Source organism: Burkholderia sp. ABCPW 11 (assembly GCF_001523445.1).
Classification (GTDB): domain Bacteria; phylum Pseudomonadota; class Gammaproteobacteria; order Burkholderiales; family Burkholderiaceae; genus Burkholderia.
This window is the reverse complement of sequence record NZ_LOVM01000048.1, coordinates 109,704-133,280: the sequence shown is the minus strand read 5'-3', so window position 1 is coordinate 133,280 and position 23,577 is coordinate 109,704. Positions and strand designations below refer to the sequence as shown.

Below are 23,577 nucleotides of genomic sequence, written 5' to 3'. Positions count from 1 at the left end.
TACGGCAGTGCGGCCGCGCAATCGCAGCATGCGTGCCGACGCGTGCGCTGCGGGGGCTTGCCGGTGCGTGGCGGGAAGCCGCGCGTATCGTGCGGCGTCGCGTGCCGGCGCGCACGGGAGGCCCGACGGTGCTTAGAGCGACGGAACCCGCGCGTTCGGCGGACCTCGTCGTCTTCAACGGCAAGATCGCGACCCAGGACGAACAGCGCTCGTTCGTCCGCGCGCTCGCCGTGAAGGACGGGGCCATCGTCGCGACCGGCGACGATCGCGACGTGCTGCGCCATGCTCACGACGGCACGACCCGGATCGATCTGCACGGCCGTACCGTGATTCCGGGCCTGATCGACGCGCACCTGCAGGCGATCCGCGGCGGCATGAACTTCAACCTCGAGGTGCGCTGGGACGGCGTGTCGTCGCTTGCCGACGCGCTCGACCTGCTGAGCCGGCAGGTACGACGCACGCCCGCGCCGCAATGGGCGCGCGTGGCGGGCGGCTGGACCGCGCTGCAGTTCGCGGAGAAGCGCGGACCGACCGCGGCCGAGCTCAACGCGATCGCGCCCGACACGCCGGTATTCATCCAGCACCTGGGCGACTGCGCGTGGCTGAATGCGGCCGCGCTGCGTGCGCTCGGCTACGGACGCGACACGCCCGATCCGCCGGGCGGCGAACTGCGGCGCGACCGTCACGGGCGGCCGACCGGGCTGCTGCTCGCGCATGCGGACCCGGCGGTGCTGTTCGAGGCGCTCGCCCGCGCACCCATGCTCGATGCGGACGACCGGGTCAACTCGACGCGGCAGTTCATGCGCGCGCTGAACCGCGTCGGCGTGACGAGCGCGATCGACGCCGGCGGCGACGGCCTCGCGTACCCGGACGACTATGCGGCGGTCGCGACCCTCGCGCGGCGCGGCGAATTGACGACGCGCATCGCCTATGCGTTGGGCGCGCGGCATGCCGGCCGGGAACTCGACGACTTCGCGAAATGGATCGCGCTGACGGCGCCCGGCGACGGCGACGCGTTTCTGCGCGCGAACGGCGCGGGTGAGCGGCTGCTGTTCTCGGCGGTCGATCTCGGGAATTTTCTCGAGCCGCGCGTCGACCTGCCCGCGTCGATCGAGATGGAACTGGCGGCCATCGTCCGGCTGCTCGTGCACCACCGCTGGCCGTTCCGGCTGCATGCGACCTACGACGAATCGATCGGCCGCTTCCTCGACGTGTTCGAAGCGGTGGATCGCGACACGCCGTTCGACGGGCTGCGCTGGTGCTTCGATCGCTGCGAGACGATTTCGGATGCCAATATCGCGCGGGTCGCGGCGCTCGGCGGCGGCATCACCGTGCAGCCGCGCATGGCGTTCCTGGGCGAAGCGTTCATCGCGCGCCACGGTGCGGCGGCGGCCACGCGCGCGCCGCCGATCCGCGCGATGCTCGCGGCCGGGCTACCGGTCGGCGCCGGCTCGGGTGCGACGGTCGCGGCGAGCTACAACCCGTTCGTCGCGCTGTACTGGATGGTGTCGGGGCGCTCCGTCGGCGGCACCGCGCTGTATCCGGCGCGCAACCGGCTTGGCCGGATGGAGGCGCTGCGCCGCTACACGGTCGGCAGCGCGTGGTTCTCCGCGGACGAGCATCGCAAGGGCGCGCTGGTGCCCGGCCGGTACGCCGACTTCGCGGTGCTGAGCGACGACTACTTCACGGTCGACGCGCGGCGTATCCCGGCGTTGTCGTCGGTGCTGACGGTCGTCGACGGCAAGGTCGTGCATGCGGAGCAGGAATTTTCGCCGCTCGCGCCGCCGCCGCCGCCCGTCAGCCCCGCATGGTCGCCGGTCGCCGCAGGCGGCGTCGCCGATGCGGCGGGTGCCGGAGGGCGCGACGCGCCGCACGCATCGGCGGCGGGCGACGCGTGCGCGGCTGCCGGCATCGACGCGTGCCGGGCGCACGGTCACGGACGCCGCTTCGCTCGGCCGCGCTATCCGACGGCAAGTGCGGCGGCCGAACGCTGCGAAGCCTTCGGCCGCTGCTGCGTCGCGTTTTGAGCGGCGCGTGCCGGTGCGCGCCGCACGCCGCCGTGCATTGAACGATTTTCCGCCCCGGGCACGGGGCATGAAGGAGACAGGATGAATGCTGCGCACCCGCGCGCATCGGCCACCGGCGACGAAGTGGCCGGCGTTCGCATTCCGCGCACGCCCGTTACGGTCGAGGCAGCCGACGCGGCCCGCGCGTCGTTGCCCGCCGCGCTCGTCGATCACGCGGCGCGCGTGTTCGTGTTCGCGTCGCTCGCCGCGCGGCGCGCCGGCGACGCGTGCGACGCCGACGCACTGTACGTCGCCGCGATGTACGCGAACATGGGGCTGAGCCCCGCGTATTGCCGTTCGACCGGACGCTACGAGCTCGACGGCGCGGACGCCGCGCACGCGCTGCTGCTGCGGCATCGCCGGTCGCGGCGCATGCGCGACGACGTGTGGCAAGCGATCGCGCTGCATACGACGCCGGGCGTGGCCGTCCGCGCGTCGCCGCTCGCGCGTGCGTTGGCGTGCGCGGTGTCGACGGACCTGATGGCGACCGACTTCGACGCCTATACGCCGGACGAGCGCACGGCGCTGCTCGCGACTTACCCGCGCGGCAGCGGCTTTCGCGAAGCGTTCCTCGACATGGTCGCGCGCGGCGTCGAGCATCGGCCGCAGTCGACGTTCGGCACGTGGAGCGCGGACGTGCTCGAACGCGCGGATCCGGATTTTCATCGGCCGAATTTCTGCGGGCGCGTGCTGGGCGCGCGGTGGAGCGACACGTGACGGCGCCGGTCCGGCGTGCGGCGGCCGGCGTGCGACCGATTGCATCGCGCCACCGCGCGCGGACGAGATGCGCTCGACGAGATCCGGGTTCGCGATATATGCGCGCGTAGCGCATGGACCTCGCGCCGATCGATAAAGCCGGAAGCGAGACGCCGCGCAATCGAGCGTTGCGCGGCACGCAAAGGTGCCGCGCCGTGCGGGTTCAGCCGCGTTTGCCCTGCAGCGTCGGAATCTGCTCGAACAGGCCCGCGAGCCAGTCGACGAACACCTTCAGCTTGACCGGGATGTGGCGATTGGGCGGATACAGCACCGAGATCGGCTTGGGCGGCGCGTTGAAATCGGTCAGGACCTCGCGCAGCCGGCCCGACTTCAGGTAAGGCTCGACGAGGTACAGCGATGTCTTGATCAGGCCGATGCCGGCGACGCCGCACTCGATGTAGTTGTCCGCGTCGTTCACGGCCACCGTGCCGCACATCTGCACGATGCGCGGCTCGCCGTCGACGACGTAATCCCACACGCGCGGCCGCCCGGTGTCGGCCGAGATGTGGCTGACCGCCACGTGCTGCGCGAGATCGTCGACGGTCTCGGGCTCGCCGCATCGCGCGAAATACGCGGGCGATCCGCAGGTGCAGGTGGTCAGGCTGCCGATGCGCCGCGCGATCATCCCCGAATCGTCGAGCGCGCCGATGCGCACCACGCAGTCGACCCCTTCGCCGACGAGGTCGATCTGCCGGTCGGTCACGCCGAGTTCGATCATGATGCCCGGATGGGCGTCGAGAAACGCCGGCAGCGCGGGCACCACGACCTGCTTGGCCATCGCGGGCGGCAGGTTCACCTTCAGCCGGCCGCGCGGCACGTTGCGCGCCTGCGAAACCGATGCCTCCATGTCGTCGATCTCGCGCAGCACCGCGACGGAGCGTTCGTAATAAGCCTGACCGTCCTCGGTCAGCGAGATGCGGCGCGTGGTGCGGTTCAGCAGCCGGCAGCCGAGATGCTGCTCGAGTGCGCTCAGCAGCGCGGATACGCGCGGCGTGGTGAGGCCGGTCGTGTCGGACGCGCGCGTGAAGCTGCCGGTTTCGACGATGCGCGTGAACACGCGCATCGAAAGCAAGGTATCCATCGTCGGAAGTTCTCCAGCCTGTCGGCATGCGGCGCCGGTGCGTGCCGGCGCCGTCCGGTCGGGTATCGGGATCGCGTAGCGGGTGCGGCCGAATCGCTATGCGTCGATGCGCTTTCTCAGCGCGTCGCCGGCGAACGGCATTTCGCGCATGCGCTGGCCGGTCGCGTCGAAGATCGCGTTGGCGAGCGCGCCGGCGGTCGGCCCCATCGACGCCTCGGCCGCCCCGAGAAACGGCGCGCCGGGGCGATTGATCAGATGGACCGTCACGTTCCGCGGCACGGCCGAGAAGCGCAGGATCGGGTAGCTGCTCCAGTCGAAGCTGCGGATCCGCTCGGTGTCGTACTGCAGTGCCTCGTACAGCGTCCAGCTCGCGGCCTGCACGATGCCGCCCTCGATCTGGTTGCGGATCCCGTCCGGCGACACGATCTGGCCCGCGTCGACGGCGGCTTCCGCGTGTTCGAGCGTCACCTGGCCGGTTTCCGGCACGACCGACACCTCGACCGCGATCGCGACGTAGGCCATCAGGTTCTTGTACTTGCCGAACGCGAAGCCGACGCCGCGGTTGCGCGCGCGCGGCGGCCTCGGCCAGCCGAAGTGCTTCGCGGCGAGCCGGATCACCTGGCTCGCGCGATGGTCTTCCATGTGACGCAGCCGGAATTCGACCGGATCGACGCCGGCCGCGCGCGCGAGTTCGTCCATGAAGCTTTCGATCGCCCAGATGTTCGTGTGCGCGCCGAGCGAGCGCATCGCGGACGTCTGCAGCGGCATCGTCGGCGAGAAGTGGTTGACGATGTGCTGGTTCGGCAGCGCATACAGCGGAATCGCGTTGCGGTCGGCGCCGCCCTCGGGCTGCAGCATCGGCGTGGACGGCGCGGGCACGAACGGCGGCTCCAGCATGCGCGCGGGCAGCAGCCGGCCGGCGTTGACGATCCGCTCGTTGTGCGAACTGCTCCACAACGCGTAGTTCCAGTCGACGATGCGGCCGCTCGCGTCGAGCGATGCGCTGACCTCGGTCACCATCGCCGGCGTGAAGTGATCCCACGTGTGTTCCTGTTCGCGCATCCATTGCACGCGGATCGGCTTGCCGGGCATCGCGGCGGCGATCAGCGCGGCATGCGCGGCCGCGTCGTCCGCCCCGTTGTGTCCGTAACAGCCCGACCCTTCGGTGTGAATGCAGCGGATGCTCGTCTTCGGCATCGACAGCATCTCCGCGAGCGCGTCGCGCAGCGGGTAGACGCCCTGCGAGTGGGTCCAGACCGTCATCGTCCCGTTCTCGAGATGCGCGACCGAACACGACGGCCCGATCGACCCGTGCAGCAGGTAGTTCTTCAGGAACGTCGCGTTCAGCGTCTTCACGGCCGGCGCGGTGGCCGCGTGCGTGTTCGCGATCTCGATGCGCTGCGTCGCGATCCGCTTCAGATCCGCGTGCACGGTGCCGCGCTCGGGCAGCGCGCGGCCGGGTGACCAGCGGCAGCCGGCGGCGAGCGCGCGTTGCGCGACCACCGCTTGCCATTCGCCTTGCGCGACCACCGCGAGCATGCTGCCGTTGCGCACGATCCGCACGACGCCCGGCAGCTTCAGGATCGCGGCTTCGTCGAACGACAGCAGCTTCGCGTCGTATACCGGCGGCATCACGACGCGCGCGTGCAGCATGCCGGGCAACTGCATGTCCTGCACATAGCTGACGCCGCCCGTGACCTTGTTCGGGATGTCGACGCGCGGCAGCGACGTGCCGATCACGGCGAACGTCGCCGGGTTCTTCAGCGGCGACGTGGGCGCAGCATTGCGGTGCAGGTCGACGGTGCGAATCGCGTCGCCGTAGGTCATCGTGCGGCCGTCCGGCGCCTTGATCACCGCGTCGGCGGTCGTCAGCGTGCGCGGATCGACGCCGAAGCGTTTCGCCGCGCCCTCCACCAGCAGCGCGCGCACCTGCGCGGCCGCGTTCAGCAGCGCGGAGCCGCTGTCCGCCATCGTATGGCTGCCGGCGGTCAGGCCTTCGTCGGGCGACGCGCCGGTGTCGGCGGTCAGGAACGTGATCAGCGACGGCTGCATGTCGAGTTCCTCGGCGGCCACCTGCAGCAGCGCGGTGCGTACGCCGGTGCCGAGCTCGACCTTGCCGGTGAACACCGTGACCTTGCCGTCCGGCGCGATCTTGATCCACGCGTCGAGCAGCGGATTGGTCTTCAGGCTGCCGGCGAGCGTCTGAGTGGCTTTCGCCACATGCACGGCCGCGCCTTCGTCGGCGATCACCAGTTGCGCAGCCGCGCGCGAGGCAGGCGCAAGACTGAACGCGACGAACAGCGCCCCGGAGACGATGAAGTGCCGGCGGCCTTCGTCGATGTCGTCGTGGGAATTCATCACAGCCCCTTGCTGATCGTGACGGGAGCGGAGGCGGGCTCGGGAGCCGGCAGCCCCGCGACCGAGCGCACCGCCGCGAGAATCCGCATGTGCGTGCCGCAGCGGCACAGGTTCGGTTCCATGTGCGTGCGCAGTTCCTGCTCGCTCGGCTTCGGATTGCGTTCGAGCAGCGCCTGCGCGCGCATGATCATTCCGGCGATGCAGTAGCCGCACTGCGCGGCCTGGTGCTCGATGAACGCGCGTTGCAGCGGGCCGGGATGCTCGGCGGTGCCGAGGCTCTCGATGGTGCGCACGCTGCGCGCGCCGAGCGCGGCCACCGGCATCAGGCACGAGAAGGTCGGCTTGCCGTCGACGATCACGGTGCAGGCGCCGCATTGTCCGAGGCCGCAGCCGAACTTCGCGCCGTGCAGGTGCAGGTCGTTGCGCAGCGCGTACAGCAGCGGCGTGGACGGATCGATGTCCAGCGTGTGCCGCACGCCGTTGACGGTGAGGGTGATCATCGTGCGGTGTCCTCTTTTCTGAGCTTCGCGGCCAGCGCGTCGACGCCCGACCATGCGGGACGATCGGTATAGGTCTCGCGCACGTATGCGGCGAGATCGGCGATCTGCGCGTCGTCGTACTGGTCGATGAACGACGGCATGTAGTTCAGCGTGTCCTCGCCGTGCCAGCCGATGCCGTTGAACATCATCTGGATCGCGTTGCGCGGCGTATCGGCGTTGACCGCCGTGCTGAACGCGAGCGTTGGCCGTTCGCCGATCGACTGCATCGGCGCGGCCGGCCCGTGGCACTGCGCGCACGACGCCTGGAACAGCGTCGCGCCGCGCTGCGCGGCCGGCGTCGTCGCGGCGCGCTCGACCGGATGCGCGGCCGCCCGCGCGTCCGCCGGTTTCTGGATCGACAGGATGTACGCGGCGATCGCCTCGACGTCCTCCACCGGCACCGTCGCGAGATCGCGCGTGACCGGCAGCATCGGCCCGGCCGCCGCGCCGTGCTCGCTCGCACGGCCGGTGCGCAGGTACGCGACGAGCTGCGCCTGTGTCCACGGCCGCACGGCTTGGCCGAGCGCATTGAGCGGCGGCGCTTCCCAGCCGTCGACGATGCCGCCGTCGAACGCGCGACCGCGTTGCTCGCCGCCGATCGCGTTCAGCGGCGAATGGCACGACGCGCAGTGGCCGAGCCCGTCGACGAGCATCCTGCCGCGGTTCCATTGCGCGGACTGCGCGGGGTCCGGTCGATACGCGCCTTCGCGCAGGAACAGCACGTTCCAGAACGCGACCAGCGGCCGGAAGTTCAGCGGGAATATCAGGTCGTTGGCGGGCGCCGTCGCGTGTACCGGCTCACGCGTCATCAGGTACGCGTACGCGGCGGCGATGTCGTCGTCCGACATCCGCGTGAAATGAATGTACGGAAACGCCGGGTAAAGCGGCTGGCCGTTGCGTCCGATGCCGGTGCGCAGTGCACGCGTGAATGCATCGCGCGACCAGCGGCCGATCCCCGTTTCGGCGTCCGGCGTGATGTTGGTCGCGTAGATCGTACCGAACGGCGTCGCGAGCGGCAGCCCGCCCGCGAACGGCTTGCCGTCCTTCGCGGTGTGGCACACGACGCAGTCGCCGAGCGCGACGACGCGCGCGCCGGCGCGCACCAGTTGCGGATCGAACGAAGCGGGGGCGGGCGGATCGATCGGCGCGATCGACGGCCGCACCATGATGCCGATTGCGACCGCGACGCCCACGATCGCGATGCCGGCCGCGCCGAACCAGAGTCGTTTGTGCTTCATGCGCGCTCCAGGCGACGCGGTGCGCGGCAAGCGATGCGATGCGCGGCAACACCGGACGATGCGTGTCGGCCGTGCGTGGCTGTCCGATGCGGCCGCGACCGTCTTGCGGCGAGGCGGTAATTGGCGACGGGGATCATATGTCACTCCAGCAGTCGATAACGGGCGCAAGCGCCGTCCTGCGCGGCAGCTCATGAACGCAGTCTACGCAGAGGCCGCGATCATTGCCTGAAGCGGCGCTGAAACGTTCTGAAAGGTGTGCGGCCCTCGACCGGCCCGGTTCGGCCGGAAGGCGCCGGCGGCGTCCACCCGCCGCCCAGCGCACGCACGAGGCTCACCGTCGCGACGGCCAGCGCCTGCCGGCTGTGAATCAGTTGGCGCCGCGCATTCAGCGCATCGCGATCGGCGTCGATCACTTCCAGGTAGCTGACGTAACCGTGCGCGTAACGGCTCAGCGACAGCCGCGCCGCGGCGTCCGTCGCGCGCGCCGCGTGGTCGTAGCGAACGATCCGCTCCTTTTGCGCGGCGATGTCGTTGAGCGCATCCTGCACGTCGCGCAGTGCACCGATCGCGGTCGCGCGATAGTTTGCGTCGGCGATCTCGGTGCCGGCCCGTGCGGCGGCCACCGCGGCATCGCGCTTGCCGCCGTCGAACAGCGTCAGCGCGACGTTCGTGCCGAGACCCCACAGCGAACTGTTGCGGTCGAGAAACGACCGCAGGTCGCGGGTGGCGAAACCGCCGTCGGCGGTCAGCGTCAGCGTCGGCAGCCACGCGGTGCGTGCGATGCCCAGTTCGAGCGATGCGGCATCCGCGCGCCGTGCCGCCGCGAATACGTCCGGGCGTTGCGCGAGCAGTGCGGACGGCAGCCCTGCCGGCACATCCGGCACCTGCACGGGCACGACGCCTGTGTCGACGCCGAACGCGGTCGGCGACACGCCGGTCAGCACCGCGATCGCGTCGACGAGGTTCTCGCGCAGCCGGCGGCTCTCCGCGAGATCGGCATGCGCGGTATCGAGATCGGCCGACGCCCGCAGCCCGTCGAGATCGCTCGCCGCGCCGGCCCGCACGCGTGCGGCGATCACGTCGAGCGCGGTACGCCGCAGCCCGATCGCGCGCGTGAGTGTCACGAGATCGTCGTCGACGTAGCGCAGCGTCAGGTAGTCGACGGCCACTTCGGTCGCTACGCGCAGACGCACCGCGTCGCGGTCGGCCGCCGCCTGCAGCACGTTCTGTTCGCCGACGTCGGCGTCGCCGCGCAAGCGCCCCCATAGATCGATTTCGTAGCGCGCGGCGACCGGAACCGACCAGTTGTGCATCGTGCGCTTCGGCAGCGCGTTGTCGACCGTGCCGGAGACGCGCGTGCGGCTGAACGACGGATCGACGCGCACGGTCGGCGCCAGCGCGGCATCGCGCACGCCGAGCAGCGCTTGCGCCTGGTCGACCCGCGCGGCCGCCGCGCGTAGATCGAGGTTGTGCGCGAGCGCGGCGTCGACGAGGCGGCCGAGCTGCGGATCGCCGAACCAGGCGGGCCATGCCGCGAGCGACGGCGCACGCGCATCGGTCGACGGATCGGCATGGCGGAAACGGTCGGATCCGACCGGGACGGGCGCGAGCGGCTGCGGCGCGATCGAGCATGCGGCCAGCAGGCTCGCGGCGAGCACGGCGAAGGCGCGCTTCATCGCGCTGCGCCGCCGGGTTGCAGCGTGACGACGACCGACAGCCCGGGCCGGATGCGCGGCTCCGTCGCGGCCGGGCCGTCGAGCAGGATCTTCACGGGGACGCGCTGCGTGACCTTCGTGAAATTGCCGGTCGCGTTGTCGGGCGGCAGCAGCGCGAACTGCGCGCCCGTCGCGGGCGACAGGCTGTCGATGCGGCCGGTGAACGCGTGCTGCGGCAGCGCATCGAACCGCAGTTGCACGACGTCGCCGGCGCGCACGTGCCGCAGTTGCGTCTCGCGGAAATTGGCGACGATCCACGGATGCGGCTCGACCAGCGTGAGCAGCGCCTGGCCGGGCGCGACATGTTCGCCGGTCTCGACGGTCTTCTTGCCGACGTAGCCGTCCGACGGCGCGACGACCGCCGTGTAGCCGAGTTGCAGCAGTGCGTCGTGCAATTCGGCATCGTTCTGGCTCGACGCGGCGTCGGCGGCCTGGGCGGCGGCGATCGCGCTGCGCCGTTGCGCGTCGGCCGCCGCGACGCGCGCGCGGGCGGACTTGCGGGCGGCATCGGCCGCATCGAATTCCTGCTTCGACAGGCCGCGCGGCGTCTCGCGGGTCAGTTCGCGTGCACGCGCGTAATCGAGTTCGGCCTTTTCGGCATCGGCGTGCGCCGACACGAGCGCTGCGTCCGCCTGTTCGATCTGCGCGCGGGCGCGGGTCGCGTCGGCATGCGCCTGCGCGACGCGTGCGCGCTGCGCCGCGACGCGCACGTCGAAGTCGCGCCGGTCGATCTGCACGAGTGCGTCGCCCGCGTGCACGAACTGGTTGTCGTCGACGAGCACGCGCTCGACCGTGCCGGCGACGCGCGGCGAGATCACGTGCAGGTGGCCGGTCACGTATGCGTCGTCGGTGCCGCGATCGCGTGCGTCGAACGCGTACACGAGCAGCGCGACGAGCAGCAGCGCGATCGCGGCGATCGCGACGATGGCCGGCTTGCGGGAACGCACGGGCACGGCGGGCGACGGCGCGGGGGAAGGTGGGGTCATGATCGGCAAACTCCATCGTACGGGCAGGATTCGACGCACCGCGTTATGCTTGCGCCAGCTTGACAGGCGGGAGCCGCTCGACGATGAACACGACGTTCGCCACCGGCAGTGCCGTGCCGGCGCCGGCCGCAGGCCCGGCCTCCGACATCCCGACGTTTCGGTCGATCGCCGCGATCGCGGCCGTGCTGCTCGGCGCGATCGTCGCGACGCTGACGTCGCGCATCACGTCGCTCGGGCTGGCCGACGTGCGCGGCGCGCTCGGCGTCGGCGTCGACGAGGGCGCGTGGATCAACACCGCGTTTACCGCGTCGCAGATGTTCGTCGGGCCGCTCGCGATCGCGGCGGCCTTCATGTTCGGCACGCGCCGCGTGCTGGTGGCGGGCGCCGTGGTGTTTCTCGGCGCGGAAAGCGTGCTGCCGCTCTGCACGCAATTCGGCGCGTTCATCGTGTGCCAGGCGATCGCGGGGCTCGCCTCCGGCGTGTTCGTGCCGTTGACGGTCGGCTTCGTCGTGCGCACGCTGCCCCCGCGGCTGATTCCGTTCGGCATCGCCGCGTATGCGATGAATCTGGAGATGTCGCTGAACCTGTCGGCCACGCTCGAAGGCTGGTACAGCGAACACCTGAGCTGGCGCTGGCTGTTCTGGCAGAACGCGGTGCTGACCGTGCCGTTCATCGCGTGCCTGATGCTGTCGCTCGCCGACGAGCCGATCAAGCGCTTCGCGTCCGGCATCGACGCGCGTGGGATGCTGCTCGGCGCGAGCGGGTTCGCGTGCCTGTGCATCGCGTTCGACCAGGGCGAGCGGCTGTTCTGGCTGCAATCGCCGCTGATCGTCGCGTTGCTGGCCGCCGGCATCCTGATGATCGCCGCGTTCCTGATCCACGAACTCGCGTCGCCGCGCGCGGGCCTCGATCTCGGCTACCTCGTGCGGCCCAACGTCGCGCTGCTGATCGTGCTCGTCGGCCTCGTGCGCTTCACCGTGCTCAACACGAGCTTCATCCCGTCGCTGTTTCTCGCCAGCACGTACGGCCTTCGGCCGTTGCAGATCGGCGATACGCTGCGCTGGATCGCAATGCCGCAACTGCTGTTCGCGCCATGCGTCGCGCTGTTGCTGCAGCGTGTCGACCCGCGCCGGCTGATCGTCGCCGGCTTCGCGATGGTGGCGATCGCGTTCGCGCTCGGGGCGCGGCTCACGCCGGTCTGGGCCGAGCCCGACTTCATTCCGTCGCAGTTGCTGCAGGCGCTCGGTCAGACGATGGCGCTCACGTCGGTCATATTCTTCTTCGGCAAGCACGTGTCGGCCGAGCATGCGTTGACGTTCGGCGCGGTCGTGCAGACGACGCGCCTGCTGAGCGGACAGCTCGGCACGACGTCGATCGCGGTGATTCAGCGCATCAGGGAAGCTACCCATTCGAATCTCGTCGGTCTGCATGTGTCGCTGTCGGATCCCGAGACGCTCGAGCGGCTGCGGGGCAGCGGGGCGTCGCTGGTCGCGCACGGCGCCACGTTCGCGACGGGCAACCAGGCGGCCTATGCGCTCGTCGATCGCGCGGTGCGCGTGCAGGCGACCACGCTCGCGCTGGCCGACAACTACCGCGTGGCGATGGCGTTCGCGCTCGCCGGCGCGCTGCTCGGCATCCTGCTGCGCCCGGTGCGGGCGCCGTAAGCGCCGTATCGCGCGGCTGAAATAATCTGAAAAGTCCTGAACGACGCATCTGCCGCGACGACATGTGCGCCGCCGCGGCAGACGGCACGCTTACGCCTGCAGGAACGCGAGCAGTTCGGCGTTGATGCGATCGGCGTTCACGACGCACATTCCGTGCGAGCCACCCTCGATCACCTTCAGCACCGCGTGCTTCACGATCTTCGACGACAGCCGGGCCGAATCGTCGATCGGCACGATCTGGTCGTCGTCGCCGTGCAGCACGAGCGTCGGCACGTCGATTTTCTTCAGGTCGTCGGTGTAGTCGACTTCGGAAAATTCCTTCACGCACAGGTATTGACCGTGAATGCCGCCCATCATCCCCTGCGACCAGAAGGCGTCGATCGTGCCCTGCGACGGCTTCGCGTTCGGGCGATTGAAGCCGAAGAACGGCACGGCGAGATCCTTGTAGAACTGCGAACGGTTCTCCGCGACGTTCTTGCGGATGCCGTCGAATACGTCCATCGGCAAGCCGCCCGGATTGGTCGGCGACTTCACCATCTGCGGCGGCACCGCGCCGATCAGCACCGCCTTCGACACGCGCTTCGTGCCATGGCGGCCGATGTAGCGCGCGACTTCGCCGCCGCCGGTGGAGTGGCCGACGAGGGTGGCGTCGCGCACGTCGAGCGCGTCGAGCAGCGCGGCGAGATCGTCCGCGTACGTGTTCATGTCGTTGCCGTGCGACGGCTGGCTCGAACGGCCGTGGCCGCGGCGGTCGTGCGCGATCACGCGATAGCCGTGCTGCACGAGGAACAGCATCTGCGCATCCCAGGCGTCCGCGCACAGCGGCCAGCCGTGCGAGAACACGACCGGCCGGCCGCTGCCCCAGTCCTTGAAGTAGATCTGCGTGCCGTCCTTGGTGGTGATCGTGTTCATCGTGTGCGCTCCTGGGTGGGCTGAAGAGGTGCTGCGGGAAGGCGTGCCGGCCGCGGCCGCCATCGCGGGCAGCGCGGCTGCGGCGACGGCCGTCGCGCCGGCGAGCAGCATGTCGCGGCGGCGGGCCGAAGCGACGGCATCGGTCTGTTCGGAATGCATCTGGACTCCTGAGGTATGCGGCGGCGATGCCGCACGGGATGATGGATCGGTAGCGGCCGGCCGCGGCCATCCCGCCCGGCAGCCGTTCGGCATGCGACGCCGCGCGGCGAGGGGCGCGCGCGGACGAACGAATGCCGTCGGGAGCGTATCGCGGCGCGGGGCGCGCCGTACTGAAATCCGGCTGAATTTTCTTGAACGCCGCGGCGCCGCGAGCGGATTTTGTCGCGCTGCAGAAAAATTAAGCGCGCGACCGGGACTCTTCAGCGAACGGCGACTATCGTCAGCATCGGGTCATCGGCACACGTTGCGCACCATGCGAACGGCGCCGCCCGGCCCGCGCCGCCCGTCACCTGCCTGGATATGCCGCCATGGACGCCTTCAATCGTTGGGAGCACATGATCACGTCGCTCAGGCCGTCGCCCGCCGCGAGCCTCCGGATGATGCCGCGCGAGCGGGGGGCCGACGGCTCGCGTCGCCCGCATCGGGACGACGCGCCGACGCCCTCGAGCGGCGACGTGCGTCGCCGCTGCGCGATCGTCGCGGTCGAGCGGCAGACCGATTCGTCGATGCTGGTGTCGTGGAGCGACCCGACGCGCTGCCGCTACGACGAACAACGCTGGATCAGCGCGAAGGCGCGCGGCCGCGGGCTCGGCCGTTGCGCGCTCACCGGGCAGCCGATCCGGGCCGGCGACGCGATCTACAAACCGCAGTGGCGCGGCGAGAAACGCCCCGCGAACTGCCGCGAAATGATTCTCGCGGCGGCGCTCGAGCAATTCGTCGCCCGGCAGTCCCGCGCATGACGTGCGGCGCCGCACGCTTCGGCCGCGTCCGTGTACGCGGCTTCCCTACTCCAAAGGAACCCTCATGAGCACGTTCACCACCCGCGACGGCGTATCGATTCACTACAAGGACTGGGGCAGCGGCCGCCCGGTGGTGTTCATTCACGGCTGGCCGCTGAATGCCGACATGTGGGACGTGCAGATGCATCATCTCGCGTCGCACGGCCTGCGCTGCATCGCGTACGACCGGCGTGGCTTCGGGCGATCCGGTCAACCCTGGAGCGGATACGACTACGACACGCTGGCCGACGATCTCGCGACGCTGCTCGAGACGCTCGACCTGCACGACGTGACGCTCGTCGGCTTTTCGATGGGCGGCGGCGAGGTGGCGCGCTACATCGGCCGGCACGGTACGCGCCGCATCGCGAAGGCGGTGCTGATCGGCTCGGTGACGCCGCTCGTGGTGCGGCGCGACGATCATCCCGACGGCGTGGACGTCGCGGTATTCGACGGCATTCGCGCCGGCATCGTGGCCGATCGCGCGGCGTTTTTCGACGCCTTCTGGCCGCTGTTTACCGGATCGAACCGCGACGGCTCGACGGTTTCGCGCGCGGCGCTCGACTGGACGTCGTTCATGGCGCTGCAGGGCGGGATGAAGGGCACGCTCGATTGCGTCCGCGCGTTTTCCGAGACCGATTTCCGTGCCGACCTGCTACGGTTCGACGTGCCGACGCTCGTGATTCATGGCGACGACGACCAGACGGCGCCGCTCGCGCTGACGGGCGCCGCCACGGCGAAACGCGTCCCGCATGCGACGCTGAGCGTCTACGAAGGCGGCCCGCACGCGCTCTACCTGACGCACGCGGCCAGGCTGAACGACGAGCTGCTGGCGTTCGCACAGGCCTGATCGCGCGATGCATGCCGGCGGCGGAACGGGCGTGCGCCCGTTCCGCGCGTCGAATCGCGCCGCAGAGGCAGGCAAATAAGCCGACGGATATTCGGCCGCCGCAATAGCGGGGCCGAAAATAAACCGGCCGGTCGAATCAAAACGAAAATGCGCCGTATTGCTCCGACCGAAAAACGATTCGCCTGATATATCGGAATCGTATTCATGGACGCATGCACGATTTGCACATGAAACGTGCGCGGCCCCGCCGTATTTCGGTGCATGCGAAAGGCTGCGCCGCGCCTCGCGGCGGGGTTTTTCGTCATTTCAAAAAATTCGAGTCGTTCATTCTGATAATTTGAATCATTCGACCATGCAAATACCGTAGCATTGATGCCGAACCGGCGCGCGATTTCAGTCGAGCGTCGTTGAATGTCACTCACAAGAAATTCCCATGATCCGGATTGGAACACTTCACGTTTTTCTCGACAGACGTGAAATTCGTTCGAACGGCAAGCTGCTGCGCATCGGCAGCCGCGCATTCGAAATTCTCGAGCTGTTGATTCGGGCGAACGGTGCGCTGGTATCGAAAGACGACATCATGCAGCGCGTATGGCCGCACACCGTGGTGGAGGAAAACAACCTGCAGGTGCACATCGCTTCGCTGCGCAAGGCGCTGGCCGGCGACCGGAACCTGATCGTGACGGTGCCCGGCCGCGGCTATCGGCTGGTCGTCGGGCAGGACGACGGCGACGCGCCCGTGCGGGCCTCGACGTGGCGGCCGTCCGCGGCGCCGAGCGCGTTGTTCGGCCGCGAACAGACGGTCGCCGACGTGCTGGCCGCCCTGCAGGGCGCGCGCGTCGTGACGCTGGTCGGCGCGGGCGGCATCGGCAAGACACGGGTCGCGATCGAAGCGGCGGCGCGCGCCGCCGAGCACTTTCCGGAAGGCACCGTATTCGTTTCGCTCGCCACCGTCACGTGTCCGCGCTTCGTGCCGGACGCGCTCGCCGGCGCGTTCGGCATCACGCAGCCGACCGGGTCGCTGACGCTCGAGGCAGTGCTTGCCAGCGTCGCGCGTCGCCGGATGCTGCTCGTGCTCGACAATTGCGAGCACCTGCTCGACGCCGCCGCGCAGATCGCGAGCGCGCTCACCGACGCGGACGACGGGCTGTGCGTGCTCGCGACGAGCCGGGAATCGCTGCGCATCCACGGCGAGCGCGTGTGCCCGGTGCCACCGCTCGACGTACTCGACGAAGGCGCCGACGATCGCGAGGCGATGCGCGCGAGCGCGGTGCAATTGTTCGCAGCGCGTGCACGGGCGGCCGATCCGCGGTTTCCGCTCGATGCGCGCAGCCTGTCGTTGATGGCATCGGTCTGCCGTCGCCTTGACGGCCTGCCGCTCGCGATCGAGCTGGCCGCGGCCCGTGCCGCCGTGCTCGGCATCGACGTGCTGGCTGCCCATCTCGACGATCACTTTCGGCTGCTGACCGGCGGTTTTCGCACGGCGTTGCCGCGCCATCAAACGCTGCAGGCGATGTACGACTGGAGCTATCGGTTGCTCGGCGATGCCGAGCGCCTGCTGCTGCGATGGCTCGGCGTGTTTCGCGACGGCTTCTCGATCGAGGCCGTGCGCGAGGTCGTCGGCGCCAACGGGCCGGCCGGCGCCGACCTGCTCGATACGATCGCCGGCCTCGTGTCGAAGTCGCTGCTGATCCTCGAGACCGCGCACGGCGCGCCGCGCTACCGGCTGTTGACGACCACGCGGGCCTATGCGCAACAGCAGCTCGACAGTCACGGCGAGGGGCCGGCTGCCGCGCGCGCGCATGCGACCTACTTCCTCGCGTTGTTCCGGCGTGCGACCCACGGCGGCGACGAGCCGGGCGGCACGGCCAGGCTCGATGTGGTCCGGCGCGAGCTCGGCAATCTGCGCGCCGCGCTCGACTGGGCGTTTTCGGCGCAGGGCGACGCGGCGCTCGGCATCGCGCTCGCGGCCGTCGCGGTGCCTTGCCTGTTCGATCTGTCGCTCGTCGACGAATGTCGCGAACGGGCGCGCGTCGCGCTCGATGCGATGCGCGACGCGGGCGCGAACGCGATGTCCGGCGATGCGCGCGTGCGATTGCTGGCCGCGTATGCGGCTGCGCTCGCGCATACGGCAGGGTCGACCGAGGTCGCGCACGATGCGTGGTCGGAAGTGCACGCACTCGGACTCGACGCGGCCGAGTCCGAGCTGCCGTCGCGCGAGTCGTGACGCCGGGTTCGTGCGCGTCGGTCACGTTTCAGAACGATTCAGCCCGGTTACAGGACAGCGGCAGGCGGCACGCGTAGATTGCCTGAACGGAGGGCGCCGGCACCTCGTCGGCACGCGTGCGCGCCGGCGCCGAGCGCCCGTCGACCTCGCGCGACCTCACTGAACGCCGGCGCGGCGCAATGCCCGGCGTGCGCGTCGCCGCGCCTCCCGCTCAACCGACGAACCGCCGCATGAAACCTGACCAATCCGACCTTTCCCGTCACGCGACCGACCTCGGCCTGCTGTTCCTGCGCGTCGCTGCCAGCGTGCTGCTGCTCGTGGTGCACGGCTTGCCGAAGGTCGTCCACTACACGGCCGAAGCCGCGGCGATCGAAGACCCGTTCCATCTTGGCCGCACGCTGTCGATCCTGTTCGCGATCTTCGCGGAGGTCGTGTGCCCGATCTTCATGATCGTCGGTCTGTACGCGAGGCTGGCGGCGCTGCCGGTGATGATCGTCACGCTCGTCGCGCTGGTGTTCGTCCACCCGGACTGGCCGCTGCGCGATGCGCAATTCGCGTGGATGCTGCTGATCCTGTTCGGCACGATCGCGATCGCGGGCGCCGGCCGCTATGTGTTGCGGCTGCCGCTGCGAGGCGTCGTGCAGCGGCGCGGCTGATCGCAGCCGGCGCATCGGCGGCCCGCACGCGATGTGCCCGACGATGCCGTCCGCGCGGCGGCCTGCGTGCCGCCGTCACCACTCTTTCGCGCGCCGCGCTTGCGTTCCGCTATGTTGAATTTCTCCGATACGGCGCTCTACGGCGCGCCGATCGTGCTGGCCGACCTCGCCGCGTGGCGGCTGCTCGGGCACGATCGCCCCGTGGCTCGCGCCATCCGTCGCTGTGCGGCGTTCGCAGCGCTGAGCGCCGTGCTGTTCGCGACCGGCGTCAGCCCGCTCGCCGTTCCTGCGTCGCTCGGCGGGCTCGACCGGATCGTGGTGCAGGCCATCTGCATCGCATGGTGGCTCCAGTGCGCGATCGTGTTCAGCCTGCTGATCAATCATCTGCTGCTGCCGCGTGCGTGGCGCAGCCAGCGGCTCTTTCACGACATCGCGGAAGGCATCGTGTTCGGCGCGGCCGCGGTGGCCGCGCTGGGCTACGTGCTCGGCCTGCCGTTGAGCGGCCTCGTCGCGACGTCCGGCGCCGTCGCGGTGATCCTCGGGCTTGCGCTCCAGAACACGCTGAACGACGTGTTCTCCGGGCTCGTGCTGAATACCACGCAACCGTTCCGGCTCGACGATACGGTCTCGATCGGCGAGCTCGAAGGGCGGATCGTCGAGAGCAACTGGCGCGCGACGAAGCTGATCGACAGTCTCGGCAACCTGGTCGTCGTGCCGAACAGCACCGCGGCGCGCGCCACCATCGTGAACCTCAGCGAGCCGGCCGGCCTGCACGGCGTCACGCTCGCGCTCGACCTCGATCCCGCGGTGCGGCCGGCCGTTGCCGTCGGCGCACTGGAGCGGGCCGCGGCGAGTTCGCTCGACGTGCTCGCACGCCCTGCGCCGATCGCCGTCGTGAAGGCTTTCCGCGCGAACGCGATCCAGTACGAACTCGTCTGTTACGTCGACGCGCTGCAGAAGAAGACGGCCGTGCGCAACGCGCTCTACGATCTCGCGCATCGGCATCTGGCCGCGGCAGGCGTCGCGTGGCGGCCGCTCGCGGGCGGTGCGGCGGTGTCGGCATCGTCATCGACATCGCCAGGGCATCCGGTATCGCGTCGGCTGTTGCTGTTGCGTGCGGTCGAATTGTTCGCGTGCGTCGACGACGACGATCTGGCCGTGCTGGCCGATGCGCTTGTCGCGCGTTCGTTCGGCAAGGGCGACGTGATCTATGCGTCGGATTCGGAGTCGCGCGTGCTGACCATCGTCGAATCGGGCGTCGCGGCGGTGTTCGTGCCGGGCGCGTCGGGCGACGTCGAAGTCCGGCGGATGGCGCCGGGCGATGCGATCGGGCAGTCGGTCGTGCTCGCCGGCACGCGGCTTCACGCGACCGTCCGCGCGATGACGGCCATGACCGTGCATCAGCTTCGCAGCGAGGATCTGTCGGCGCTGATCGGCAGGAAGCCGGCGCTCGGCAGGCTGATGTGCGAGTCGCTCACCGACCATATCGCGACCGAGGAACGGATGATGATTCCGCCGGTCGAGAAGGCGCACGCGGGGTTCAGCCTGATCGGCTGGCTCGAGAAGGAAATGAAGCGGCTGCACGACTCGCTCGGCTGACGCCGGGCCGGATCGCGAGCGACCGCCGGCGGCCCGGCGGCCCGGCGGCCCGTGAACGGGCGCGTCAGTCCGGCGTCGTGAAGCGCTCGACGAGATCGGGCCGGTCGAGCTGCTCGACCCACCAGTGCAGCGCGCGGCCCGCTTCGTCGCCGCGCCACGCGAGATAGCAGTGCGTGGTGTCGCGCATGCCCGTCACCTGGCGCGCGACGAGCTTGCCGTCGGCGATCGCGCGCGCCGCGATGCATTCCGGCAGCGTGCCGACCGCGAGCCCTTCGCATTGCGCTTCCAGTTTCGCGGCCAGCGTCGGGACCGCGAGGGTCGGCTGGCCCGCATCGATCGCGACCGACTGCGGCTGCAATTCGCGCGACGTATCGCTGATCACCGCGCCGCGATACTGGACGACCGACGTCATCGCCAGCGGTTCGGGCAGCGACGCGAGCGGATGGGACGGCGCGACCGCGAACACGTGTTTGAGCGAACCGATCGGCCGCGCGACGATGCCCGGCAATTCCGGCGGTTCGCCCGCCGCGCCGACGACGAGATCCGCCCGACGCGAAATCAGCGCATCCCACGCGCCGCCGAGCACTTCGGTGGACAGCCGCAGCCGTGTATCCATCCCGAGCGCGTAGAACCGGTGCACGTACGGCCACAGCGCGTCGAACGGCAGGATTTCGTCGATGCAGACGCGGACTTCCGTTTCCCAGCCCTGTTGTGCCCGCAGCGCCTTCATTTCGAGTTGCTCGGCCGCGCGCAGCAGGCGCCGGCCTTCCTCGACGACGATGCGCCCTGCATGCGTGAGCTTCGCGCGCCGTCCGCTGCGGTCGAACAGCGCCACGCCGAGATCGCTTTCGAGTTTCTGCACCAGGTAGGTCAGCGCCGAGGGGACGCGATGCAGCAGTTCCGCTGCTTCGGCAAAGGTTCCGGTGCGGTCGATCGCGTCCAGGGCTTCGAGCGCTTCGAATGACAGCTTCATCGCGAATTCCGGTAGAGGTGGCTGGGGCATCATACCAGTGCCGGTACGGCGCGGGCTCCAGCGTGCAAGTCCGTCGCGATGTGGACGGCGTTCAAGCGTAGAAGTCGATCAGCGTGTCGAGATTGCGTTGCGCGCGCTGCTCGAGCGGCGCGAATTCCGCCGATCGAAACAGCGGGGCCTGCAGATGTTCGAGCGCCTGCCTGCGACCGGCTCGGAAGCTTGCCGACGGCGCATCGGGATCCTGCGCCCACTCGCGTGCAATCGCGCGGTCGTACTCGCGAAGCCGCTCGGGCGCGGCCGCGAGGATCGCGAGATCGGCGTCGAGAAAAATCCGCCCCGCGCGCTGCAATGCCGGATCGGCGGCGAACGTTTCAGGCAGCCGGTGCGACTGCGTCGCGAGGACGAGATCGGATGCAACGGACACGTGCGATGCGTGCGCATGCAACCACGACGCGGTACAGTGCGTGTTGGTGACCTGCGCGAGCCATTGCGCGCTGCGCGCTTCGTTGTTCGCGTAGTCCGGCAGCGTCGTCGCGTAGACGACATCGTGGGCCCAGACCGCAAGCTCGATGGCCGGCCATAGGGGTTGCGCGCGATACGGCGCGAGGTGCGCGAACAGTTCCGCCAGATGCGCGAGCGTGTGATAGAAGCGCTGCGGCTGGCCATAGGCGCGTGCGACGAGCGGCCACACGGTCGCAGTGCCGAAGCAGGCGTCGCAGGCGGCGCGCAGCGTGCGCTCGATATCGGGGGCGATGGCATTCATGGCGGCGCTCGGCTCGGGCGGACGATGCGCGCAGCATAGCAAACGCGGCGGCGTGCAGGCACGCAACTTGCGCGCGGGCACGGACCGCACCCCTTCGGAGGCTTCCATGAAACGAATCTGGCCGCGACGATCGATGCTCGCGATAGGTGTGCTCGCAACAGTCGGGCTGCATGCAGCCGTCGCATCGGCGGCGCCCGACGTCTCGATCGGCCATGCGAATTACGGGACGACCGCGTCCGGGCAGCCGGTGAGCCAGTACACGCTCGCGAACCGGCACGGCGTGACGCTGAAAATCATCACGTACGGCGGCATCGTGACCGCACTCGAGGTGCCGGACCGCACCGGCCGCGTGGCCGACATCGTGCTCGGCTTCGATTCGCTGCACGATTACGAAGCGCACAACGGCAACATCCATTTCGGCGCGCTGATCGGCCGGTATGCGAATCGCATCGCGGGCGGGCGTTTTACGCTCGACGGCAAAACCTGGAAGCTGCCGGTCAACGACGGGCCGAACACGCTGCACGGCGGCCCCGACAGTTTCGACGCGAAGGTATGGACGGTCGCCGGCACGCACAGCGACGCGACCGGTGCGAGCGTCACGCTGCGCTACGTGAGCCCCGACGGCGAGAACGGCTTCCCCGGCACGTTGACGACGGACGTGACCTACACGCTGACCCGCGACGATCAGGTGCGCATCGACTACCGCGCAACGACCGACCGGGACACGGTCGTCAACCTGACGAACCACAGCTACTTCAATCTGGCGGGGCAGGCCGGCGGCAGCGTCGAGCGGCAATTGATCGAGATCGCCGCATCGCGCTTCACGCCGACCGACGACACGTCGATTCCGACCGGGCAACTGGCGAGTGTCGCGGGCACGCCGATGGATCTGCGCCAGTTGACGCCGATCGGCGCGCATCTGCGCGATGCGTATCCGCAGCTCGCGCTCGCGCATGGCTACGACCAGAACTGGGTGCTGGACCAGGGTGGCCAGTCGGCGCCGGCGTTTGCCGCGCGCGCTTACGACCCGGCGTCGGGGCGTTTTCTCGAGTTGTACACGACGCAGCCGGGGCTGCAGTTCTACACGGCCAACGGGTTGAACGGCAGCGTCGCGGGCAAGGGCGGAACGGTCTACCGGCAGACCGATGCGTTCGCGCTGGAAGCCGAGCATTTTCCCGATTCGCCGAATCGTCCGGCCTTCCCGTCGACGGTGCTCAAGCCGGGCGAGACGCTGCACGAAGTGACGGTGTGGCGGGTGGGTGCGCGATGAGCGGCAGCATCGGCGAGCGCACGTCGATCACACGTTGATTACGCCGCGCCCGATTTCGATCACGCGGCCGCCGACGCCGATTTCGCCCGCTGCATCGACCGACAAGTGCAGCAGGCAAGGCCGGCCGACGGCTTCGCCTTGCTCGACCCGAAACGCGGCCGGCATATCGTGCCTGGCGGCAAGCAGCCAGCCGCCCAGGTTCGCACAGGCTGAACCGGTACCCGGGTCTTCCGTCACGCCGCCGCCTTGCTTCACGAAGAAGTAGCGGGACACGACCGTCCCCGGGCGCGCGTCGTCGAACGCGAATACGTATGCGGTCCGGCGGCCGAGACTGCTTCGAGGCCAGATGTCGACGCGCGCGCCGTCGGGGCGCGCGCGCCGCACGGCGGCGGGGTCCTTGAGCGCGACCAGCAACTGGTCGGCACCGGTGTCGACCCACAGCGGCGGCGCGAGCAGATCGTCCTCCGCGAGCCCGAGCAGGGCCGCGGCCTGCGCATCGGGCAACGTGCACGGCGCCGTGTTCGGTCTGCCGGTGTGCGGTGCGATGAAGGTCCACACATCGTCGCGCGCGGTGACGTCGACGACGCCGGCCTTGAATTCGAGCGAGAGCGCGTCGCCGGCGTTCATGCGCTCGCGCACGACGTGCGCGGTGCCGAGCGTTGGATGGCCTGCAAAAGCCATCTCGTAGCCGGGCGTGAAGATGCGCACGCGTGCATGCGCGCGATCGGACGGCAGCACGAAGGTCGTCTCCGACAGGTTGAACTGCACGGCCAGCGCCTGCATGGTGGCGTCGTCCATGCCGCGTGCATCGTCGAACACGCAAAGCGGGTTGCCGCCGAACGTCGATTCGGCAAAGACGTTCAACAGGCGAAAGGTGTATTGGGTCATGAGACAGCTCGTATGAATCGCAGCCGTGAAGGGCATGTCGC

At 69.6% G+C, this 23,577-nt stretch carries 20 protein-coding genes; 9 read left to right on the top strand and 11 right to left on the bottom strand.

Features of this window, described 5'->3' with window-relative positions; translation table 11 throughout:
- The first annotated feature begins 128 nt into the window (after positions 1-128).
- Together WS61_RS20860 and WS61_RS20855 are read left to right on the top strand one after the other, a co-directional pair.
- A complete protein-coding gene (locus tag WS61_RS20860) occupies positions 129-2,027 on the top strand; it encodes an amidohydrolase (RefSeq protein ID WP_059503054.1) in 1,899 nt (632 codons plus the stop codon).
- Between the two features lie 81 nt (positions 2,028-2,108).
- Positions 2,109-2,783: a hypothetical protein gene (locus tag WS61_RS20855; protein ID WP_059503006.1), complete on the top strand. Its 675-nt coding sequence runs from the start codon at positions 2,109-2,111 to the stop codon at positions 2,781-2,783.
- Positions 2,784-2,985: 202 nt separating this feature from the next.
- Here the strand turns inward: WS61_RS20855 and WS61_RS20850 are convergent, their stop codons facing one another.
- From WS61_RS20850 to WS61_RS20825, 6 genes are all read right to left on the bottom strand, one after another.
- Positions 2,986-3,903 (bottom strand): LysR family transcriptional regulator, encoded by a 918-nt coding sequence (locus WS61_RS20850; protein WP_034209350.1) that lies wholly within the window; start codon positions 3,901-3,903, stop codon positions 2,986-2,988.
- 96 nt (positions 3,904-3,999) lie between these two features.
- Entirely contained in the window at positions 4,000-6,261 is a 2,262-nt protein-coding gene (locus WS61_RS20845) for a molybdopterin cofactor-binding domain-containing protein (protein ID WP_059503004.1), read from the bottom strand.
- Positions 6,261-6,761 carry a (2Fe-2S)-binding protein gene (locus WS61_RS20840; protein WP_034209348.1) on the bottom strand — a complete coding sequence of 167 codons (501 nt, stop codon included), beginning with the start codon at positions 6,759-6,761 and terminating at the stop codon, positions 6,261-6,263. Before WS61_RS20840 ends, WS61_RS20845 begins: the two co-directional genes overlap by 1 nt.
- Positions 6,758-8,038, bottom strand: a complete 1,281-nt coding sequence (locus WS61_RS20835; protein WP_059503002.1) for a cytochrome c — start codon at positions 8,036-8,038, stop codon at positions 6,758-6,760. The genes WS61_RS20840 and WS61_RS20835 overlap by 4 nt, the downstream gene beginning before the upstream one ends.
- 218 nt (positions 8,039-8,256) lie before the next feature.
- Positions 8,257-9,714 carry an efflux transporter outer membrane subunit gene (locus WS61_RS20830; RefSeq protein WP_059503000.1) on the bottom strand — a complete coding sequence of 486 codons (1,458 nt, stop codon included), beginning with the start codon at positions 9,712-9,714 and terminating at the stop codon, positions 8,257-8,259.
- Positions 9,711-10,739: an HlyD family secretion protein gene (locus tag WS61_RS20825; RefSeq protein ID WP_059503052.1), complete on the bottom strand. Its 1,029-nt coding sequence runs from the start codon at positions 10,737-10,739 to the stop codon at positions 9,711-9,713. Before WS61_RS20825 ends, WS61_RS20830 begins: the two co-directional genes overlap by 4 nt.
- Before the next feature lie 83 nt (positions 10,740-10,822).
- On the opposite strand from WS61_RS20825, the gene WS61_RS20820 reads away from it, so the two are divergent.
- Positions 10,823-12,403 carry an MFS transporter gene (locus tag WS61_RS20820; protein WP_059503050.1) on the top strand — a complete coding sequence of 527 codons (1,581 nt, stop codon included), beginning with the start codon at positions 10,823-10,825 and terminating at the stop codon, positions 12,401-12,403.
- Between the two features lie 90 nt (positions 12,404-12,493).
- On the opposite strand, the gene WS61_RS20815 is transcribed toward WS61_RS20820, so the two are convergent.
- Positions 12,494-13,474 carry an alpha/beta fold hydrolase gene (locus WS61_RS20815; RefSeq protein WP_034209344.1) on the bottom strand — a complete coding sequence of 327 codons (981 nt, stop codon included), beginning with the start codon at positions 13,472-13,474 and terminating at the stop codon, positions 12,494-12,496.
- Between the two features lie 368 nt (positions 13,475-13,842).
- Between WS61_RS20815 and WS61_RS20810 the strand changes: the two genes are divergently transcribed.
- Together WS61_RS20810 and WS61_RS20805 are read left to right on the top strand one after the other, a co-directional pair.
- Entirely contained in the window at positions 13,843-14,274 is a 432-nt protein-coding gene (locus WS61_RS20810) for a DUF3331 domain-containing protein (protein ID WP_059502998.1), read from the top strand.
- 64 nt (positions 14,275-14,338) lie between these two features.
- Positions 14,339-15,160 (top strand): alpha/beta fold hydrolase, encoded by an 822-nt coding sequence (locus WS61_RS20805; RefSeq protein WP_059502997.1) that lies wholly within the window; start codon positions 14,339-14,341, stop codon positions 15,158-15,160.
- On the opposite strand, the gene WS61_RS34955 is transcribed toward WS61_RS20805, so the two are convergent.
- Positions 15,103-15,582 (bottom strand): hypothetical protein, encoded by a 480-nt coding sequence (locus WS61_RS34955; protein WP_157692761.1) that lies wholly within the window; start codon positions 15,580-15,582, stop codon positions 15,103-15,105. The genes WS61_RS20805 and WS61_RS34955 overlap by 58 nt on opposite strands.
- A gap of 11 nt (positions 15,583-15,593) precedes the next feature.
- On the opposite strand from WS61_RS34955, the gene WS61_RS20800 reads away from it, so the two are divergent.
- The 3 genes from WS61_RS20800 to WS61_RS20790 all read left to right on the top strand — a co-directional run bounded on the left by WS61_RS20800 (position 15,594) and on the right by WS61_RS20790 (position 19,642).
- Positions 15,594-17,387: a winged helix-turn-helix domain-containing protein gene (locus tag WS61_RS20800; protein ID WP_059502995.1), complete on the top strand. Its 1,794-nt coding sequence runs from the start codon at positions 15,594-15,596 to the stop codon at positions 17,385-17,387.
- 230 nt (positions 17,388-17,617) lie between these two features.
- Positions 17,618-18,043, top strand: coding sequence for a DoxX family protein (locus WS61_RS20795; RefSeq protein ID WP_059503048.1), 426 nt, complete (start codon positions 17,618-17,620; stop codon positions 18,041-18,043).
- 111 nt (positions 18,044-18,154) lie between these two features.
- Positions 18,155-19,642 carry a mechanosensitive ion channel family protein gene (locus WS61_RS20790; protein WP_059502993.1) on the top strand — a complete coding sequence of 496 codons (1,488 nt, stop codon included), beginning with the start codon at positions 18,155-18,157 and terminating at the stop codon, positions 19,640-19,642.
- Positions 19,643-19,706: 64 nt separating this feature from the next.
- Here WS61_RS20790 and WS61_RS20785 read toward each other — a convergent pair whose 3' ends face one another.
- Complete coding sequence (locus tag WS61_RS20785) at positions 19,707-20,615, bottom strand: LysR family transcriptional regulator (RefSeq protein ID WP_059502990.1); 909 nt, start codon at positions 20,613-20,615, stop codon at positions 19,707-19,709.
- Between the two features lie 91 nt (positions 20,616-20,706).
- Positions 20,707-21,378 (bottom strand): hypothetical protein, encoded by a 672-nt coding sequence (locus WS61_RS20780; protein WP_059502988.1) that lies wholly within the window; start codon positions 21,376-21,378, stop codon positions 20,707-20,709.
- A gap of 106 nt (positions 21,379-21,484) precedes the next feature.
- On the opposite strand from WS61_RS20780, the gene WS61_RS20775 reads away from it, so the two are divergent.
- Positions 21,485-22,648: an aldose epimerase family protein gene (locus WS61_RS20775; RefSeq protein ID WP_059503047.1), complete on the top strand. Its 1,164-nt coding sequence runs from the start codon at positions 21,485-21,487 to the stop codon at positions 22,646-22,648.
- A 27-nt stretch (positions 22,649-22,675) separates the two neighbouring features.
- On the opposite strand, the gene WS61_RS20770 is transcribed toward WS61_RS20775, so the two are convergent.
- Positions 22,676-23,536, bottom strand: coding sequence for a PhzF family phenazine biosynthesis protein (locus WS61_RS20770; protein ID WP_059503045.1), 861 nt, complete (start codon positions 23,534-23,536; stop codon positions 22,676-22,678).
- Positions 23,537-23,577: the final 41 nt, after the last annotated feature.

Coding starts and splice junctions, on each gene's coding strand:
- WS61_RS20855 (WP_059503006.1), top strand. CDS start 2,109: ATGAATGCTGCGCACCCGCGCGCATCGGCCACCGGCGACGAAGTGGCC.
- WS61_RS20850 (WP_034209350.1), bottom strand. CDS start 3,903: ATGGATACCTTGCTTTCGATGCGCGTGTTCACGCGCATCGTCGAAACC.
- WS61_RS20845 (WP_059503004.1), bottom strand. CDS start 6,261: ATGAATTCCCACGACGACATCGACGAAGGCCGCCGGCACTTCATCGTC.
- WS61_RS20840 (WP_034209348.1), bottom strand. CDS start 6,761: ATGATCACCCTCACCGTCAACGGCGTGCGGCACACGCTGGACATCGAT.
- WS61_RS20835 (WP_059503002.1), bottom strand. CDS start 8,038: ATGAAGCACAAACGACTCTGGTTCGGCGCGGCCGGCATCGCGATCGTG.
- WS61_RS20830 (WP_059503000.1), bottom strand. CDS start 9,714: ATGAAGCGCGCCTTCGCCGTGCTCGCCGCGAGCCTGCTGGCCGCATGC.
- WS61_RS20825 (WP_059503052.1), bottom strand. CDS start 10,739: ATGACCCCACCTTCCCCCGCGCCGTCGCCCGCCGTGCCCGTGCGTTCC.
- WS61_RS20820 (WP_059503050.1), top strand. CDS start 10,823: ATGAACACGACGTTCGCCACCGGCAGTGCCGTGCCGGCGCCGGCCGCA.
- WS61_RS20815 (WP_034209344.1), bottom strand. CDS start 13,474: ATGCATTCCGAACAGACCGATGCCGTCGCTTCGGCCCGCCGCCGCGAC.
- WS61_RS20810 (WP_059502998.1), top strand. CDS start 13,843: ATGGACGCCTTCAATCGTTGGGAGCACATGATCACGTCGCTCAGGCCG.
- WS61_RS20805 (WP_059502997.1), top strand. CDS start 14,339: ATGAGCACGTTCACCACCCGCGACGGCGTATCGATTCACTACAAGGAC.
- WS61_RS20800 (WP_059502995.1), top strand. CDS start 15,594: ATGATCCGGATTGGAACACTTCACGTTTTTCTCGACAGACGTGAAATT.
- WS61_RS20795 (WP_059503048.1), top strand. CDS start 17,618: ATGAAACCTGACCAATCCGACCTTTCCCGTCACGCGACCGACCTCGGC.
- WS61_RS20790 (WP_059502993.1), top strand. CDS start 18,155: ATGTTGAATTTCTCCGATACGGCGCTCTACGGCGCGCCGATCGTGCTG.
- WS61_RS20785 (WP_059502990.1), bottom strand. CDS start 20,615: ATGAAGCTGTCATTCGAAGCGCTCGAAGCCCTGGACGCGATCGACCGC.
- WS61_RS20780 (WP_059502988.1), bottom strand. CDS start 21,378: ATGAATGCCATCGCCCCCGATATCGAGCGCACGCTGCGCGCCGCCTGC.
- WS61_RS20775 (WP_059503047.1), top strand. CDS start 21,485: ATGAAACGAATCTGGCCGCGACGATCGATGCTCGCGATAGGTGTGCTC.
- WS61_RS20770 (WP_059503045.1), bottom strand. CDS start 23,536: ATGACCCAATACACCTTTCGCCTGTTGAACGTCTTTGCCGAATCGACG.